This is a genomic window from Geodermatophilus sp. SYSU D00814, from assembly GCF_054050055.1.
Genome location: NZ_JBJGYP010000008.1, coordinates 38,523 through 52,177 on the forward strand (window position 1 = coordinate 38,523; position 13,655 = coordinate 52,177).

A 13,655-nucleotide genomic window follows, 5' to 3' on the forward strand; every position below is an offset into this window, starting at 1 on the left:
GCCCGCAGTGTTCCCGCGTCGCGGGTCAGGAGGCGAGCTCGTCCTCGTCCGCCGCGGCCGGCGGGCCGTGCTCGACGATGAGCGCGGTGTTGGCGACCTCGGCGTCGTCCAGGTGGACGGCGTCGCGCGGGTCGGTGGTGTCGAGCATCCGCGTCTCGTGCCCGCGGCCGACGACCAGGACGACGTCGGCCGGGCCGGCCGCGCGGACCGCCGCGTGGATCGCCGCCCGCCGGTCGGGCACCGTCCGGACGGCGGCGGTGCCCCCGAGCAGGCCGATCCGCAGCTCGCCGATGATCGCCGCGGGGTCCTCGCCGTGGCTGCCCTCGTTGGTCAGCCAGACCACGTCGGCGGCCCGGGCGGACTCGCCCAGCCCCTGCCGCTTGTAGCGGTCGCGGCGGCCCCGGGCGCCGAGCACCAGGTGCAGCCGCCCGCCGGGGCCGCACAGGTCCCGGGCGGTCGCGACGGCCGCGGCCAGGGCGCGCGGGGTGTGCGCGTAGTCCACGACGACGACCGGCCGCCCGGACCCGCCGAGCACCGTGTTGCGCCCGCGCGGCGGGGTGGTGGCGGCCAGGCCCGCGGCGACGGCGTCGGCCGGGACGCCCAGGGCCCGCCCGGTCGCCCACGCCGCGGCCAGGTTGGTCACGTGCACCCGGCCCACCAGCGGGCTGGACACCCGGTGCCCGCCGGTGTCGTCGCCGAGCAGGACCTCCGTGCCGGCCGCCCCGGTGCGCCAGCCGAGCACCCGGACGTCGGCGTCCTCCGCCGTCCCCACGCGTGTCACCTGCACCGGCGCCTGCTCGGCCAGCCGGCGTCCCCAGGGGTCGTCGACGACGACCACCCCGGCGGCCGACCGGTCCCGCTCGAACAGCCGGGCCTTGCTGGCCCAGTAGTGCTCGATGGTGCCGTGGTGGTCGAGGTGGTCCTCCTCGAAGCCGGTGAAGACGGCGACGGCGAAGCGCAGGCCGTCGATGCGGCCCATGTCCAGCGCGATGGAGGAGGCCTCCACCACCGCCCGCCGGGCGCCGGCGTCGATCATCCAGCGCAGCAGCTCGTGCAGCTCTGGGGCCTCGGGGGTGGTCAGGGGGGTGCGGCGCGTGCGGGCGCCCACCCGCGCGCCCAGCGTGCCGACGACGCCCGTGCAGGTGCCGCCGGCCTCGAGGACGCCGCCGACCAGCGTGCTGGTCGTGGTCTTGCCGTTGCTGCCGGTGACGCCGACCAGCCCCAGCGCGTCGGCGGGGTCACCGGCCAGCAGCGCGCCCAGCGGCCCGAGCCAGGCCCGCACCGAGGGGACCGACAGCGTGGGCAGGGCCACCTCGACCGGCCGGTCGGTCACCAGGGCCGCCGCGCCCGCCCGGGCGGCTGCCGCGGCCCACCGGTGCCCGTCGCTGGCCGCGCCCCGCACGCAGGCGAACAGGCAGCCGGGGACGACCCGCCGCGAGTCGGTGACCAGCCCGCGCAGCCTCAGGCCGTCGTCCCCGCCGGACCGGGTGACCGGCCCGCCGGGGACGGTGCGCGCCCGGCGCTCGACGGACGACCAGGTCACCGCGGGGAGGCGCACTCCCCGGACGATAGGCGGGGCACGACCTTCTTGCAGGTCGACCGATCGGGGCCCACGGGTCAGCGCAGCAGGCGCGCGACCCCGGTCAGCTCCTCCTCGGCGTCGGCGTCGGGCAGCACCTCGCTGCGCTCGGCCAGCCGGGGCCGCCAGGCGGGGGGAGCCTGCTCCAGCCAGTCGGCACCGGCGTCGGTCAGCCGGCCGTCGGAGCGCAGCGGCGCCCAGCCGCGCAGGAACCGCAGCCCCTCGGCGGCGGTGACCAGGGTCTGGGCCACGCCCCGGCGGCGGTACACCGGCTCGACGGTCACGTCGTCGACCAGGCCCGAGCGGGTCCACCAGCGGACCTCGGCGATGCGGTCGGTGGGGGCGACGCCGGCGGCGGCCACCTCGTGCAGGCCCACCAGCGCGCCGGGCCGGAAGGCGGTGCCGCGGAAGGCCAGCAGGGAGGTGCAGGGCACCGGGGAGGACGCGTGGTGGACCTCGGCGAACCACATCGGCGGGCAGCGGTCGGAGATCTCCTCGGCGACGTCGATGCGGACCACGCGGCCGTCGGCGGCGCGGTGCCGCACGTCGACCTGCCAGCCGGCGGGACGGCGGCCGCGGGCGTCGACGGCGGTCATGTCGACCGGCGTGCCGTCGGGGAAGCGGTCGGAGTTGACGGCGACCAGCGAGTACTCGACCGGACCGGGACCGCGGCGCAGCAGCCGCGCCCACCACAGCGCCGTCGTCTCGGGGGCGGGCTCGACCAGCGGCGGCACCGCCCGCAGACGGGGGGTCGCCGGGGCCGGGATCGCCGCGTGGGGAGCCGCTGCCGTCATGCTCATGTCGTCCTCCGCTCGTCCGCCCCGGGTGCCCCGGGGTGTGCTGGGACCGACTCTCCGGACGCGACTTGCGACGGCCTTGGGGTCCACTAGCGGCCACGCGCCGGGCGGTCCCCCGGCCCGGGGATACTGGCTCCCTGATGACCTGGACCCGCCGGTGAGCGCCCCGCTGAACCTGCTCGCGCTCGAGCGGGTCTCCAAGGCCCACGGCACCACCGTGCTGCTCGACGACGTCTCCCTCGGTGTCGCGGCCGGGGAGCGCATCGGCGTCGTCGGGCGCAACGGCAGCGGCAAGTCCACGCTGCTCGGCGTCCTCACCGGCCGCGAGGAGCCCGACGGCGGGCGGGTCACCCGGCGCGGCGACCTCGCCGTCGGCGTCCTCGACCAGTCCGGGTCGCTGCCGCCCGGGGAGACCGTCCGCGACGTCGTGCTGCCGGCCAGCCTGTTCGCCGCCGAGCACGAGTGGGCCGCCGACCCCGCTGTCCGCAGCGTCCTGACCGGCCTGGAGCTCGACCGGCTCGGCCTCGACTCACCCGTCGCGCCCATGTCCGGCGGCGAGCGGCGGCGGGTCGCGCTGGCCGCGCAGCTCATCCGGCCGCTGGACCTGCTGGTGCTCGACGAGCCGACCAACCACCTCGACGTCGAGGGCGTCGCGTGGCTGGCCGACTTCGTGAAGCGGCGCGTCGGGGCGCTGGTCGTCGTCACCCACGACCGGTGGTTCCTCGACGAGGTCTGCACGCAGACCTGGGAGGTCGCCGACGGCGCGGTGCACTCCTACGAGGGCGGCTACGCGGCCTACACGCTGGCCCGCGCGGAGCGGGCGCGGGTCGCGGCGGCCACCGAGGAGAAGCGGCTCAACCTGGTGCGCAAGGAGCTGGCCTGGCTGCGCCGCGGGCCGCCGGCGCGCACCAGCAAGCCGCGGTTCCGCATCGAGGCCGCCGAGGCGCTGATCGGCGACGAGCCGCCGCCGCGGGAGACCATGGCGCTCAAGGGCTTCGCCGCCCGCCGGCTCGGGCGGACGGTCTACGACGTCGAGGACGTCGACTACGCGGTGCCCACCGACACCGGCCCCCGGGTCCTGTTCGACGACCTCACCTGGCACGTCGGGCCCGGCGACCGGATCGGCGTCGTCGGGGTGAACGGCGCGGGGAAGACGTCGCTGCTGCGTCTGCTGGTCGGGGAGGTCGAGCCCGACCGCGGCCGGGTGGTGCGCGGGCAGACGGTGGCACCGGCCTACCTGTCCCAGCACGTGACCGAGCTGCCCGGGCGGCTGCGGGTGCTCGAGGCGGTGCAGGAGATCGCCCGGATCGCCCGCATCGGGCGGCAGGAGATCTCGGCGTCGTCGCTGGCCGAGCGGTTCGGGTTCCCGGCGTCGCGGCAGTGGACGCCGGTCGGCGACCTCTCCGGCGGCGAGCGGCGGCGGCTGCAGCTGCTGCGGCTGCTCATGGCCGAGCCCAACGTGCTGCTGCTCGACGAGCCGACCAACGATCTCGACATCGACACGCTCACCCAGCTCGAGGACCTGCTCGACTCCTTCCCCGGCACCGTGCTCGTGGTCAGTCACGACCGGTACTTCGTCGACCGGGTGTGCGACTCGGTGGTGGCCCTCATGGGCGACGGCTCGCTGGCGGCGCTCCCCGGCGGCGTGGAGGAGTACCTGGCCCGCCGGGCCGCCGGTGAGGCCGCGCTGCCCTCGTCGGCGGGCGGCCCGGCGCCGGCCGCGGCACCGGCGCCGGCGGGTCCCTCGGCGGCCGAGGTGCGGGCCGCCCGCAAGGAGGCCGCCCGGCTCGAGCGGCGGCTCGAGCGGCTGAGCAGCGACGAGGAGCGGCTGCACGCCGACCTCGCGGCCGCGGCCACCGACCACGCGCGGGTGATGGAGCTCGACGCCCGGCTGCGCGACCTGCTCGCGGAGAAGGAGCAGGTCGAGACCGACTGGCTGGCCGCCGCGGAGCTCGCCGAGGGCTGACCGCGCCCGCCCGTCCTCCCCAGCACGTCCTGGCTCACCGCAGTGCGTCCTGGCTCACCTCCCACGGTGAGCCAGGACGCTGCACGATCAGGTGACCTGATCGTGGATCAGGCGGCGACGGCGGCCTCGGCGCGGCGGCGCTGCAGCATCCGCAGCCCGACGACGACGGCCGGCACCGCACCGACCAGCGCGAAGCCGGCGTAGAGCAGCGGGGTGAAGGTCAGCACCGCGGAGGCGACCAGTGCCGCCACGGCCGGGAGCAGCACCCACCAGCCGATGACGCCGGCCCGGGCCAGGCCCGCGTAGCCGACCAGCGGGCCGAGCAGGCCGAACAGCGTCACGGTCCCGACGACGCCGACGGCCGCCTGGCCCTGCACGGACGAGAACAGCGCCAGCGCGGTGTCGGCGGGCAGCTCGCGGCCGATGCCGCCGGTCCAGAAGTCGTAGAGGACCAGGCCGGTCACCGTGACCAGGCCGATCGCCGACATCAGCGCGCCGACGATCGTCGGCACCCGGCCCCGGCGGCCGCGGACGAGCGCCGGGGCGGCCAGCCACGCCAGGCCGAGGGCCATGTTGCCGTAGTGCAGCAGCAGCGCCGACAGCGCCGTCTGACCCTCGTCGCGGGCCAGGGACGCGATGTAGTCGGCGTCGGCCATCGAGTCCGCCGGGGGCGAGGTGGCCAGGCCCGCCACGTAGAGCAGCGAGCCCGCGACCAGCGCGCCGCCGGCGAGGGTGAGCATCGTCGAGCCCGCGCTGCGGACCGGGTGCTCGGCCGGGCCGGTGACGGGGGAGCGGGTGGGGAGCGGGGAGGTGGTCATCGTTCCTCGTCGGTTCGGGCACCGCATCGGTCGGTGCGTCGGCGAGGACTCTGCTGGCGAGGGGACCCGCCGCACGTCCGTCCCGGCGGACCGACCGTCCTCCGTCGCACGGGGGAGGCGACGGCCCCGTCCATCGGCCGCGTGGGTGATCCCGGGCGACCCCGGCGGCACCTAGCGTGCTCGCCGTGCCCCGCTGGTCCTCCTCTCCCGCCACCCGCCGCCTCGTCTGGCCGGTCCTCGGGCTGCTGCTGGCGCTGCTGTCGGTCGTGGAGAACGCGATCGACGAGACCTACGACTTCCCGCTGGTCACCGTCGCGCCCGGCGTCGTCGTGGGCGGGCTGGTGGCCGTGTGTGCGCGCCGGCCCGTGGCCACGGCGGTGGCCGGCGCGCTGTGCGTGCTCGGCAACTACGCGCTGGGCACCCCCGGGCCCGGCGGCGCCCAGCTCATCGCGATGGCCGTGCTGATCGGCCACGCCGCCGCCGTGCTGCCGGCCGCGCGGGGGCTGCGCGTCGCGGTGGTCTCGTCGCTCGTCGTCGTCCTCGCGGGCGTGCTGCTGGGGCCCTCGACCTGGGAGAGCGTCTTCTACGTCCTCGTCACCGGCACCGCCTGGGGCGTGGGGGCGCTGGTGCGGCAGTCCCACGAGCGCGCCCGCGAGCTGCAGGTGCTCGCCGCCCGGCTGGCCGAGCAGCAGGAGGCGGTCGCCGCGGCGGCCACCACCGCCGAGCGCGCCCGCATCGCCCGCGAGGTGCACGACTCCGTCGCCCACGCGGTGAGCGTCATGGTGCTGCAGATGGGCGGCCTGCGCCGGCTGCTGCCCGACCACCCCGAGGCGCAGGACGTGCTGCTGGGGCTGGAGCGGCTGGGCCGGGAGTCGGTCGACGAGATGCGCCGCGTCGTCGGCATCCTGCGGGAGGGCTCCACCGGGGACCCCGCGCCGCAGCCCTCGCTGGCCCGCATCGACGCCGTCCTCGCCGAGCTGCGCGCCGGCGGGATGCCGGTCGAGCTGGTCGTCACCGGCGAGTCGGCCGAGCTGCCGCCGCTGGTCGACGTCTCGGCGGTGCGGGTGGTGCAGGAGGCGCTGTCCAACGTCGTCCGGCACGCCGGCGCCGCGGCCACCCGGGTGGAGGTGGCCTGGACGCCGGGGCGGGTGACGGTCACCGTGACCGACGACGGCCGGCCGCGGGTCGAGCCCACCCCGCACGCGCCCGGCGGGCACGGGCAGCTGCACATGCGCGAGCGGGTCGCCGTCGCCGGCGGCGACCTGCACGTGGGCCCGGTGCGCGGCGGGGGCTACCGGGTCCGGGCCGGCTTCCCGGTGCCCGCGCCGGTGACCGTGCCGCCCGCGGCGGTGGGCGCGTGACGATCCGGGTGGTGCTGGTCGACGACCAGTCGATGATCCGCACCGGGCTGCGCATGGTGCTCGCCGCCGAGCCCGACATCGAGGTGGTCGGTGAGGCCTCCGACGGCGCCGCCGGGGTCCGGGTGGTCACCGAGCTGGTGCCCGACGTGGTGCTGCTCGACGTCCGCATGCCCGGCACGGACGGGCTGGAGGCGGCGCGGCAGATCCTGGCCGCGGGCCTGCCCACGCGCGTCGTCGTCCTCACCACCTTCGACGAGGACGAGTACGTGACCGCCGCGCTGCGCGCCGGGGTCAGCGGCTTCCTGCTCAAGGTCGCCCCGCCGGAGGACCTGGTCGCCGCGGTGCGCACCGTCGCCTCCGGGCAGGGCCTGCTCGACCCGGCGGTGACGCTGCGGGTGATCGGCTCCTTCGCCGCGGCCCCGGCGCCGGACCCGGCCCGGGCGGCCGCGCTGGCGACGCTGACCGAGCGGGAGACCGACGTCCTCGCGCTCGTGGCCGCCGGGCTGTCCAACGCCGAGATCGCCGCCCGGCTCTACCTCGGCGAGGCGACGGTGAAGACCCACGTGAGCCGGGTACTGCTCAAGCTGGGCCTGCGCGACCGGGTGCAGGCCGTGGCCTTCGCCTACGAGTCGGGGCTGGTCAGACCCGGCAGGTAGCCTGGTGGCACCGCCGGCCGTCGTCCGACCGACGTACCTGGTGTCCCCGAGCCGCCATCGACTCCCGGAGACACGTGACCGCTCTGCTGCTCCTCCACCTGATCGCCGGCGTGCTGGCGCCCGTCCTGGTGCGGTGGTGGGGGCGGCAGGCCTTCCTCGCGCTGGCGCTGGTGCCCGCCGCGTCCTTCGTCTGGACGCTGCTGCAGCTGCGCACGGTCCTGGCCGGGGACGACGTCCGCGAGACGGTGCCGTGGATCCCCGCGCTCGACCTCGACCTCGCGCTGCGGCTGGACGCGCTGGCGCTCACCTTCGCCGCGCTGGTCACCGGCGTCGGGGCGCTGGTGCTGGTCTACTGCGCCCGCTACTTCGCCCCGGACGACGAGGGCACCGGCCGCTTCGCCGGCTCGCTGACCGCCTTCGCCGGCTCCATGCTCGGCCTGGTCCTCGCCGACGACGTGCTGCTCCTCTACGTCTTCTGGGAGCTGACGACCGTCTTCTCGTTCCTGCTGATCGGCGGGTCGGGACGGCGGCTGGCCGCCCGCCGGGCCGCGTCGCAGGCGCTCGTCCTGACCACCGCCGGCGGGCTGGCGATGCTGGTCGGGCTCATCGTCATCGGCCAGGCCAGCGGGTCGTTCCTGCTCTCGGAGATCCTCGCCGACCCCGGCAGCGGCCCGGCGATGGTCTGGGGCGCGGTGCTCGTGCTGGCCGGGGCGGTCACCAAGTCCGCGCTGGTGCCCTTCCACTTCTGGCTGCCCGCGGCCATGGAGGCGCCCACGCCGGTCAGCGCCTACCTGCACGCCGCGGCCATGGTGAAGGCCGGCGTCTACCTGGTCGCCCGCCTGGCCCCTGCCATGGCCGACGTCCCGGGCTGGCGGCCGCTGGCGCTGGGGATGGGCGTGGCCACCATGCTCGTCGGCGGGTACCGGGCGCTGCGGCAGAAGGACCTCAAGCTGCTGCTGGCCTTCGGCACGGTCAGCCAGCTGGGCTTCCTCGTCACGCTGGTCGGCGCGGGCAGCCGGGAGCTGGCCGCCGCCGGGCTGGTCATGACGATGGCCCACGCGCTGTTCAAGTCCACGCTGTTCCTCACCGTCGGTGTCGTCGACCACGCCACCGGCACCCGTGACCTGTCGCGGCTGTCGGGGCTGGGCCGGCGGCTGCCGCTGCTCGCCGTCGCCGGCACCCTCGCCGCGGCGTCGATGGCCGGCCTGCCGCCGCTGCTGGGCTTCGTCGGCAAGGAGGCGGCGTTCACCGCGCTGCTGGACGGCGGGCTGGCCGACCGCACCGCCGCCCTCGTCGTCCTGGTGGGCCTGGTGGCGGGCTCGGTGCTCACCGCCGCCTACACCGCCCGCTTCGTCTGGGGTGCCTTCGCCCGCAAGCCGGGGGTCGCCGACACCGAGGTCGGGCACGCCCCCGAGCCGCTGTTCCTGGCCGCCCCCGTGCTGCTGTCGCTCACCGGGCTGGTCCTCGGCCCGGCCAGCCCGCTGCTCGACGGGCTCGTCGCCGGCTACGCCGACACGCTGCCGCTGCTCGCCCCGAAGGTGGAGCACCTGGCGCTGTGGCACGGCTGGCAGCCGGCCCTCGCCCTCTCGGCGCTCACCGTCGCCGGTGGTGCCGCGCTGTTCGCCCTCCGCGGGCCGGTGGGGCGCCTGCAGCGGCGGATGGCCGTGGGCGCGTCGGCCGACGAGGGCTACTGGAACGTCCTGCAGGGCATCGACCGGCTCTCGGTGCTGGTCACGGGCACCACCCAGCGCGGGTCGCTGCCGGCCTACCTCGGCACCATCCTCGTCGCGGTGCTCGCCCTGCCCGGGGTCCTGCTGCTCACCCGGGCACCGTGGCCGGACCAGTGGCGGGCGTGGGACACCCCGGTGCAGGCCGTCGTCGGGGTCGTCGTGGTCACCGCCGGGGTGCTGGCGCTGCGCATCCGGCAGCGCCTGTCCGCGGTGCTGGTCGTCGGCGTCACCGGCTACGGCATCGCCGTCGTCTTCGCGCTGCAGGGCGCCCCCGACCTCGCGCTCACCCAGTTCCTGGTGGAGACGCTCACCCTCGTCGTCTTCGTGCTGGTGCTGCGCAAGCTGCCCAAGGACATCACCGAGCGGCACCGCCCGCGCGAGCGCGCCGTGCGCGGGGTGATCGCGGTGGCGGTCGGGGCCTTCACGGCCGCGGCCGGGGCCGTCGCGCTGTCGGCCCGCACGCAGGCGCCGGTGTCGGAGGGCTACCCCGAGCCGGCCTACGACTACGGCGGCGGCAAGAACATCGTCAACGTCACCCTGGTCGACATCCGCGCGTGGGACACCCTCGGCGAGGTCTCCCTGCTGGTCGTCGCCGCGACCGGCGTCGCGAGCCTGGTCTTCCTGCGCCGGCGCACCGGTGGGGTGGAGCGCGCGCCCCGTACACAGCTCGCGCGGCCGGAGCGGGGACGCCGCGCGCCGCGGGACCGCTGGCTGGCCGCCACCGCGACGCTGGACCCCGCCCGGCGCTCGGTCGTGCTCGAGGTGGTCACCCGGCTGCTGTTCCACACGATCATGGTGTTCTCGCTCTACCTGCTCTTCTCCGGGCACAACGAGCCCGGCGGCGGGTTCGCCGGCGGCCTCGTCGCGGGCCTGGCCCTCGTGCTGCGCTACCTGGCCGGCGGGCGCTACGAGCTGGGCGAGGCCGCGCCGGTCGCCCCGGGCCTGCTGCTGGGCGGCGGGCTGCTGCTCGCCGCCGGGACGGGCGTCGTCGGCCTGGCGCTGGGGGCCGGCGTCCTGCAGACGGCGATCCTGGAGACGACGCTGCCGGTGCTCGGCGACGTCAAGCTGGTGACCTCGCTGTTCTTCGACATCGGCGTCTACCTGATCGTCGTCGGCCTGGTGCTCGACGTGCTGCGCAGCCTCGGGGCGGAGCTCGACCGCCAGGAGGACCAGGACGACCCCGTCGAACTCGACCCCGGTGAGGTGGTGCTGCGATGACGCCCACGATCGTGTTCCCGCTCATGATCGGCGGTCTCTACGCGGCGGGTGTCTACCTGCTGCTCGACCGCAGCCTCACCCGCGTGCTGCTGGGCTTCGTGCTGCTGGGCAACGCGACCAACCTGCTGCTGCTGTCGGCCGGCGGCGTGGCGGGGCTGGCGCCGATCCTCGGCTACTCCGACGCCGGGGAGATCGCCGACCCGCTGCCGCAGGCGCTGATCCTCACCGCGATCGTCATCACCTTCGGCGTCTCGGCGTTCGTGCTGGCGATCATCCACCGGTCCTGGCGGCTGGTGCGCGAGGAGGTCGTGGGCACCGACGAGGAGGACCGCCGGGTCGCCGCCCGCCGGGGGACCGACGCCGACGAGCTCGACCCGGACGAGCTGGCTCCCGACGACCGCATCGCCGGGCACGCCGACAGCCTGCACGAGGACGTCGAGGGGATCGCCGACGACGTCGACCTGCCCGCGGGGAGCGGACGACGGTGATCGAGGTCCTCGCCCCGCTGCCGGTGCTGCTCCCGCTCCTCGGGGCCGCCGGTGCGCTGCTGGCCAGCGGGCACCCGACGTTCCAGCGCACGCTCAGCCTGGTGGTGCTGAGCGCGGTGCTCGCGGTGTCGGTGGTCCTGCTGCTCGTCGCCGACGCCGAGGGTGCCGGCGCGGTCTCGGTCGGGGGCTGGCCGGTCCCGCTCGGCATCGTGCTCGTGGTCGACCGGCTCTCGGCGCTGATGCTGGTGGTCGCCTCGACCGTGGCCCTCGGCGTGCTCGTCTTCGCCGTCGGCCAGGGCGCGGCCGACGGGTCGGAGGAGACGCCGCTGTCGATCTTCCACCCGACGTTCCTGGTGCTGGTCGCGGGCGTGAGCAACGCCTTCCTCGCCGGCGACCTGTTCAACCTCTACGTCGGCTTCGAGATCCTGCTGATGGCCTCCTACGTGCTGCTGACCCTCGGCGGCACCGCGTCGCGCATCCGCGGCGGCATCACCTACGTCGTCGTCAGCCTCACCAGCTCGCTGCTGTTCCTCGCCGCGATCGCACTGGTCTACGCCGCCACCGGCACGGTGAACATGGCGCAGCTGGCGGTGCGGCTGGGTGAGCTGCCCGAGGGGACACAGCTGCTGCTGCAGTCGATGCTGCTCATCGCGTTCGGCATCAAGGCCGCCGTCTTCCCGCTGTCGGCGTGGCTGCCCGACAGCTACCCGACCGCGCCGGCCCCGGTCACCGCCGTGTTCGCCGGGCTGCTCACCAAGGTCGGCGTCTACGCGATCATCCGCACGCAGACGCTGCTGTTCCCCGGCGGGGCGCTCGACGAGCTGCTCATGTGGGCGGCGCTGGCCACGATGCTGGTCGGCATCCTGGGAGCGGTCGCGCAGAGCGACCTGCGCCGGATGCTGTCGTTCACCCTGGTCAGCCACATCGGCTACATGGTGTTCGGCATCGCCCTCGGGACGGCGGCCGGGCTCGCCGGTGCGGTCTTCTACGTCGCCCACCACATCGCCATCCAGACGACGCTGTTCCTGGTCGCCGGGCTCGTCGAGCGGCAGGGCGGGTCGACGTCGGTGCACCGGCTCGGCGGCCTGGCGCGGCGGTCCCCGATGCTGGCGGTGCTGTTCTTCGTGCCGGCGATGAACCTGGCCGGCATCCCGCCGCTGTCGGGGTTCATCGGCAAGCTGGGACTGCTGCAGGCCGGCGTCGCCGAGGGCAGTGTGCTCGCGTTCACGCTGGTCGCCGGCGGGGTGGTGACCAGCCTGCTGACGCTGCTGGCCGTCGCCCGCGTCTGGACCCGCGCCTTCTGGCGGCCGGCGAGCCAGCCGCCCGCCGAGGAGACCGCGGCCGCCGCGGCCGCCGACGCCACCGCGCGCCGCCGGCCCGACGGCGAGACCGGCGACGAGGTCGGCGACGAGGGCGGCGACGAGGGCGACGGGGTCGGCGAGGAGGGCGACGGGTTCCCCGACGGCCGGCCGCGGACCGCCCTGCAGGACGCGTGGCGGCGGCACACGGCGGTCGCGCTCGCGGCCGAGCCGGGTCTGCCGCCCGCGGCGGGGGCGGTCCGGGCGCTGCGCCCGCTGCCGAGGACCATGGTGGGGGCGACGACGGCGCTGGTCGCGCTCACCGTGGCCCTGACCGGGCTGGCCGGGCCGCTCTACGGCCTCGCCGACCGGGCCTCGGTCGACCTGATCGACCGCACCCCGTACGTCACCGCGGTGTTCGGGACGGAGGAGGTGCCGTGACCGTCGAGCCGGCCGCCACCCGGTTGCGGCACCAGGTCCCGCTGATCGCCTGGCTGGTCCTGGTGTGGATGCTGCTGTGGGGCACCTGGTCGTGGGCCAACCTGCTCTCCGGCCTGGTCGTCGCCCTGGTCCTGCTGGTGCTGCTGCCGCTGCCGCACGTCGTCGGCGGCACGCGGGTGCGCCCGCTGGCACTGCTCGTCTTCCTGGGGCACTTCGTCGCCGATCTCGTCGTCTCCGGCGCCGAGGTGGCCTGGCAGGCGCTGCGGCCCGGCGGGGTGCGCAGCACGGCGATCGTGCAGGTGCAGCTGCGCGCCGACTCCGACCTGCTGCTGACGATGGTCGCCGAGGCGACCTCGCTGGTCCCCGGCTCGCTGGTGCTCGACCTCGACCGGGAGCGCCGGGTGATGACCCTTCACCTGCTGCCCGTGCGCGACCTCGACGACGTCGAGCGCAAGAAGGCCCACGTCCTGGTGGTGGAGACCCGGCTGGTGCGCGCGTTCGGCTCGGACGAGGACGTCGCGGCCCTCGAGCGGGAGGAGGGGCAGGTGCTCGCCTCGTGACCGTCGTCAGCGGCGCGCTGTACGCGATGATCGCCGGGGGAGCGGTGCTGGCGCTGTACCGGCTGGCCCGCGGTCCCTCGCTGCTGGACCGGGTGGTCGCCACCGACACCCTGCTGGTGATCATCGCGGCCGGCCTGGCGGTGCACGCCGCGCTGGTCCGCGACCCGACGCTGGTCCCGGTGCTGGTCGTGGTCTCCCTGCTGGCCTTCGTCGGCTCGGTGTCGGTGGCCCGCTACATCGGCGGGATGCTGCTGCGCTCGCGCACCGGCGACGGACGCGACGTCGGCCTGCCCGTGGCCGCCGAGGAACGGGAGGCACGGTGACCGCCCTCGCCGACGTCGTCGCCTTCGCCTGCCTGCTGAGCGGCGCGGCGCTGTGCCTCACCGCCGGGCTGGGCCTGGTGCGCTTCCCCGACGTGCTGTCGCGGATGCACGCCGGCACCAAGCCGCAGGTGCTCGGCGTCCTGCTGGTCATGGTCGGCGCGGCCATCCGGCTCGACGGCTGGGCCAACGCCTGGATGCTGCTGCTGGTGGCGGCCTTCCAGCTGCTCACCGCGCCGGTGAGCGCGCACCTGATCAGCCGGGTGGCCTACCGCCGCCGGCACGTGCGCCGCGACCTGCTGCTGGTCGACGAGTACGCCGCCGGCGGCCACCAGGACGAGCGGTACCGCGGGGACGAGCCCGGCGACGCGCCGCCCGAGGACCCGCGCGCCGCGGCCGGCCGGCCCGGCTGAGCGCCGGGCC

The 13,655-nt window shown here is 76.1% G+C and carries 12 protein-coding genes; 9 read left to right on the forward strand and 3 right to left on the reverse strand.

Annotated elements, in window-relative coordinates; all coding sequences use genetic code 11:
- Positions 1–25: 25 nt before the first annotated feature.
- Both ACI780_RS07750 and ACI780_RS07755 read right to left on the reverse strand, forming a co-directional pair.
- Entirely contained in the window at positions 26–1,558 is a 1,533-nt protein-coding gene (locus ACI780_RS07750) for a Mur ligase family protein (RefSeq protein WP_457001993.1), read from the reverse strand.
- A 59-nt stretch (positions 1,559–1,617) separates the two neighbouring features.
- Positions 1,618–2,379, reverse strand: a complete 762-nt coding sequence (locus tag ACI780_RS07755) for a hypothetical protein (protein WP_457001995.1) — start codon at positions 2,377–2,379, stop codon at positions 1,618–1,620.
- Positions 2,380–2,533: 154 nt separating this feature from the next.
- Here ACI780_RS07755 and ACI780_RS07760 point away from each other — a divergent pair, with 154 nt between their 5' ends.
- Positions 2,534–4,342: an ABC-F family ATP-binding cassette domain-containing protein gene (locus ACI780_RS07760; RefSeq protein WP_457001997.1), complete on the forward strand. Its 1,809-nt coding sequence runs from the start codon at positions 2,534–2,536 to the stop codon at positions 4,340–4,342.
- A gap of 107 nt (positions 4,343–4,449) precedes the next feature.
- On the opposite strand, the gene ACI780_RS07765 is transcribed toward ACI780_RS07760, so the two are convergent.
- The gene (locus tag ACI780_RS07765) at positions 4,450–5,160 is read right to left on the reverse strand and encodes a hypothetical protein (protein WP_456869032.1); all 711 of its coding nucleotides are present in this window, start codon (positions 5,158–5,160) and stop codon (positions 4,450–4,452) included.
- A gap of 185 nt (positions 5,161–5,345) precedes the next feature.
- On the opposite strand from ACI780_RS07765, the gene ACI780_RS07770 reads away from it, so the two are divergent.
- The 8 genes from ACI780_RS07770 (at position 5,346) to mnhG (ending at position 13,645) form a co-directional block, all read left to right on the forward strand.
- Positions 5,346–6,521: a sensor histidine kinase gene (locus ACI780_RS07770; RefSeq protein ID WP_457001999.1), complete on the forward strand. Its 1,176-nt coding sequence runs from the start codon at positions 5,346–5,348 to the stop codon at positions 6,519–6,521.
- A complete protein-coding gene (locus ACI780_RS07775; protein ID WP_457002001.1) occupies positions 6,518–7,177 on the forward strand; it encodes a response regulator in 660 nt (219 codons plus the stop codon). Before ACI780_RS07770 ends, ACI780_RS07775 begins: the two co-directional genes overlap by 4 nt.
- Positions 7,178–7,251: 74 nt before the next feature.
- Positions 7,252–10,125, forward strand: a complete 2,874-nt coding sequence (locus tag ACI780_RS07780) for a Na+/H+ antiporter subunit A (protein WP_457002003.1) — start codon at positions 7,252–7,254, stop codon at positions 10,123–10,125.
- Entirely contained in the window at positions 10,122–10,613 is a 492-nt protein-coding gene (locus ACI780_RS07785; protein WP_456869028.1) for a Na(+)/H(+) antiporter subunit C, read from the forward strand. The genes ACI780_RS07780 and ACI780_RS07785 overlap by 4 nt, the downstream gene beginning before the upstream one ends.
- Positions 10,610–12,352 (forward strand): Na+/H+ antiporter subunit D, encoded by a 1,743-nt coding sequence (locus tag ACI780_RS07790; protein ID WP_457002006.1) that lies wholly within the window; start codon positions 10,610–10,612, stop codon positions 12,350–12,352. The genes ACI780_RS07785 and ACI780_RS07790 overlap by 4 nt, the downstream gene beginning before the upstream one ends.
- The gene (locus ACI780_RS07795; RefSeq protein ID WP_457002008.1) at positions 12,349–12,912 is read left to right on the forward strand and encodes a Na+/H+ antiporter subunit E; all 564 of its coding nucleotides are present in this window, start codon (positions 12,349–12,351) and stop codon (positions 12,910–12,912) included. Before ACI780_RS07790 ends, ACI780_RS07795 begins: the two co-directional genes overlap by 4 nt.
- Positions 12,909–13,235 carry a monovalent cation/H+ antiporter complex subunit F gene (locus ACI780_RS07800; protein ID WP_456869025.1) on the forward strand — a complete coding sequence of 109 codons (327 nt, stop codon included), beginning with the start codon at positions 12,909–12,911 and terminating at the stop codon, positions 13,233–13,235. The genes ACI780_RS07795 and ACI780_RS07800 overlap by 4 nt, the downstream gene beginning before the upstream one ends.
- Complete coding sequence (mnhG, locus tag ACI780_RS07805; protein WP_456869024.1) at positions 13,232–13,645, forward strand: monovalent cation/H(+) antiporter subunit G; 414 nt, start codon at positions 13,232–13,234, stop codon at positions 13,643–13,645. Before ACI780_RS07800 ends, mnhG begins: the two co-directional genes overlap by 4 nt.
- Positions 13,646–13,655: the final 10 nt, after the last annotated feature.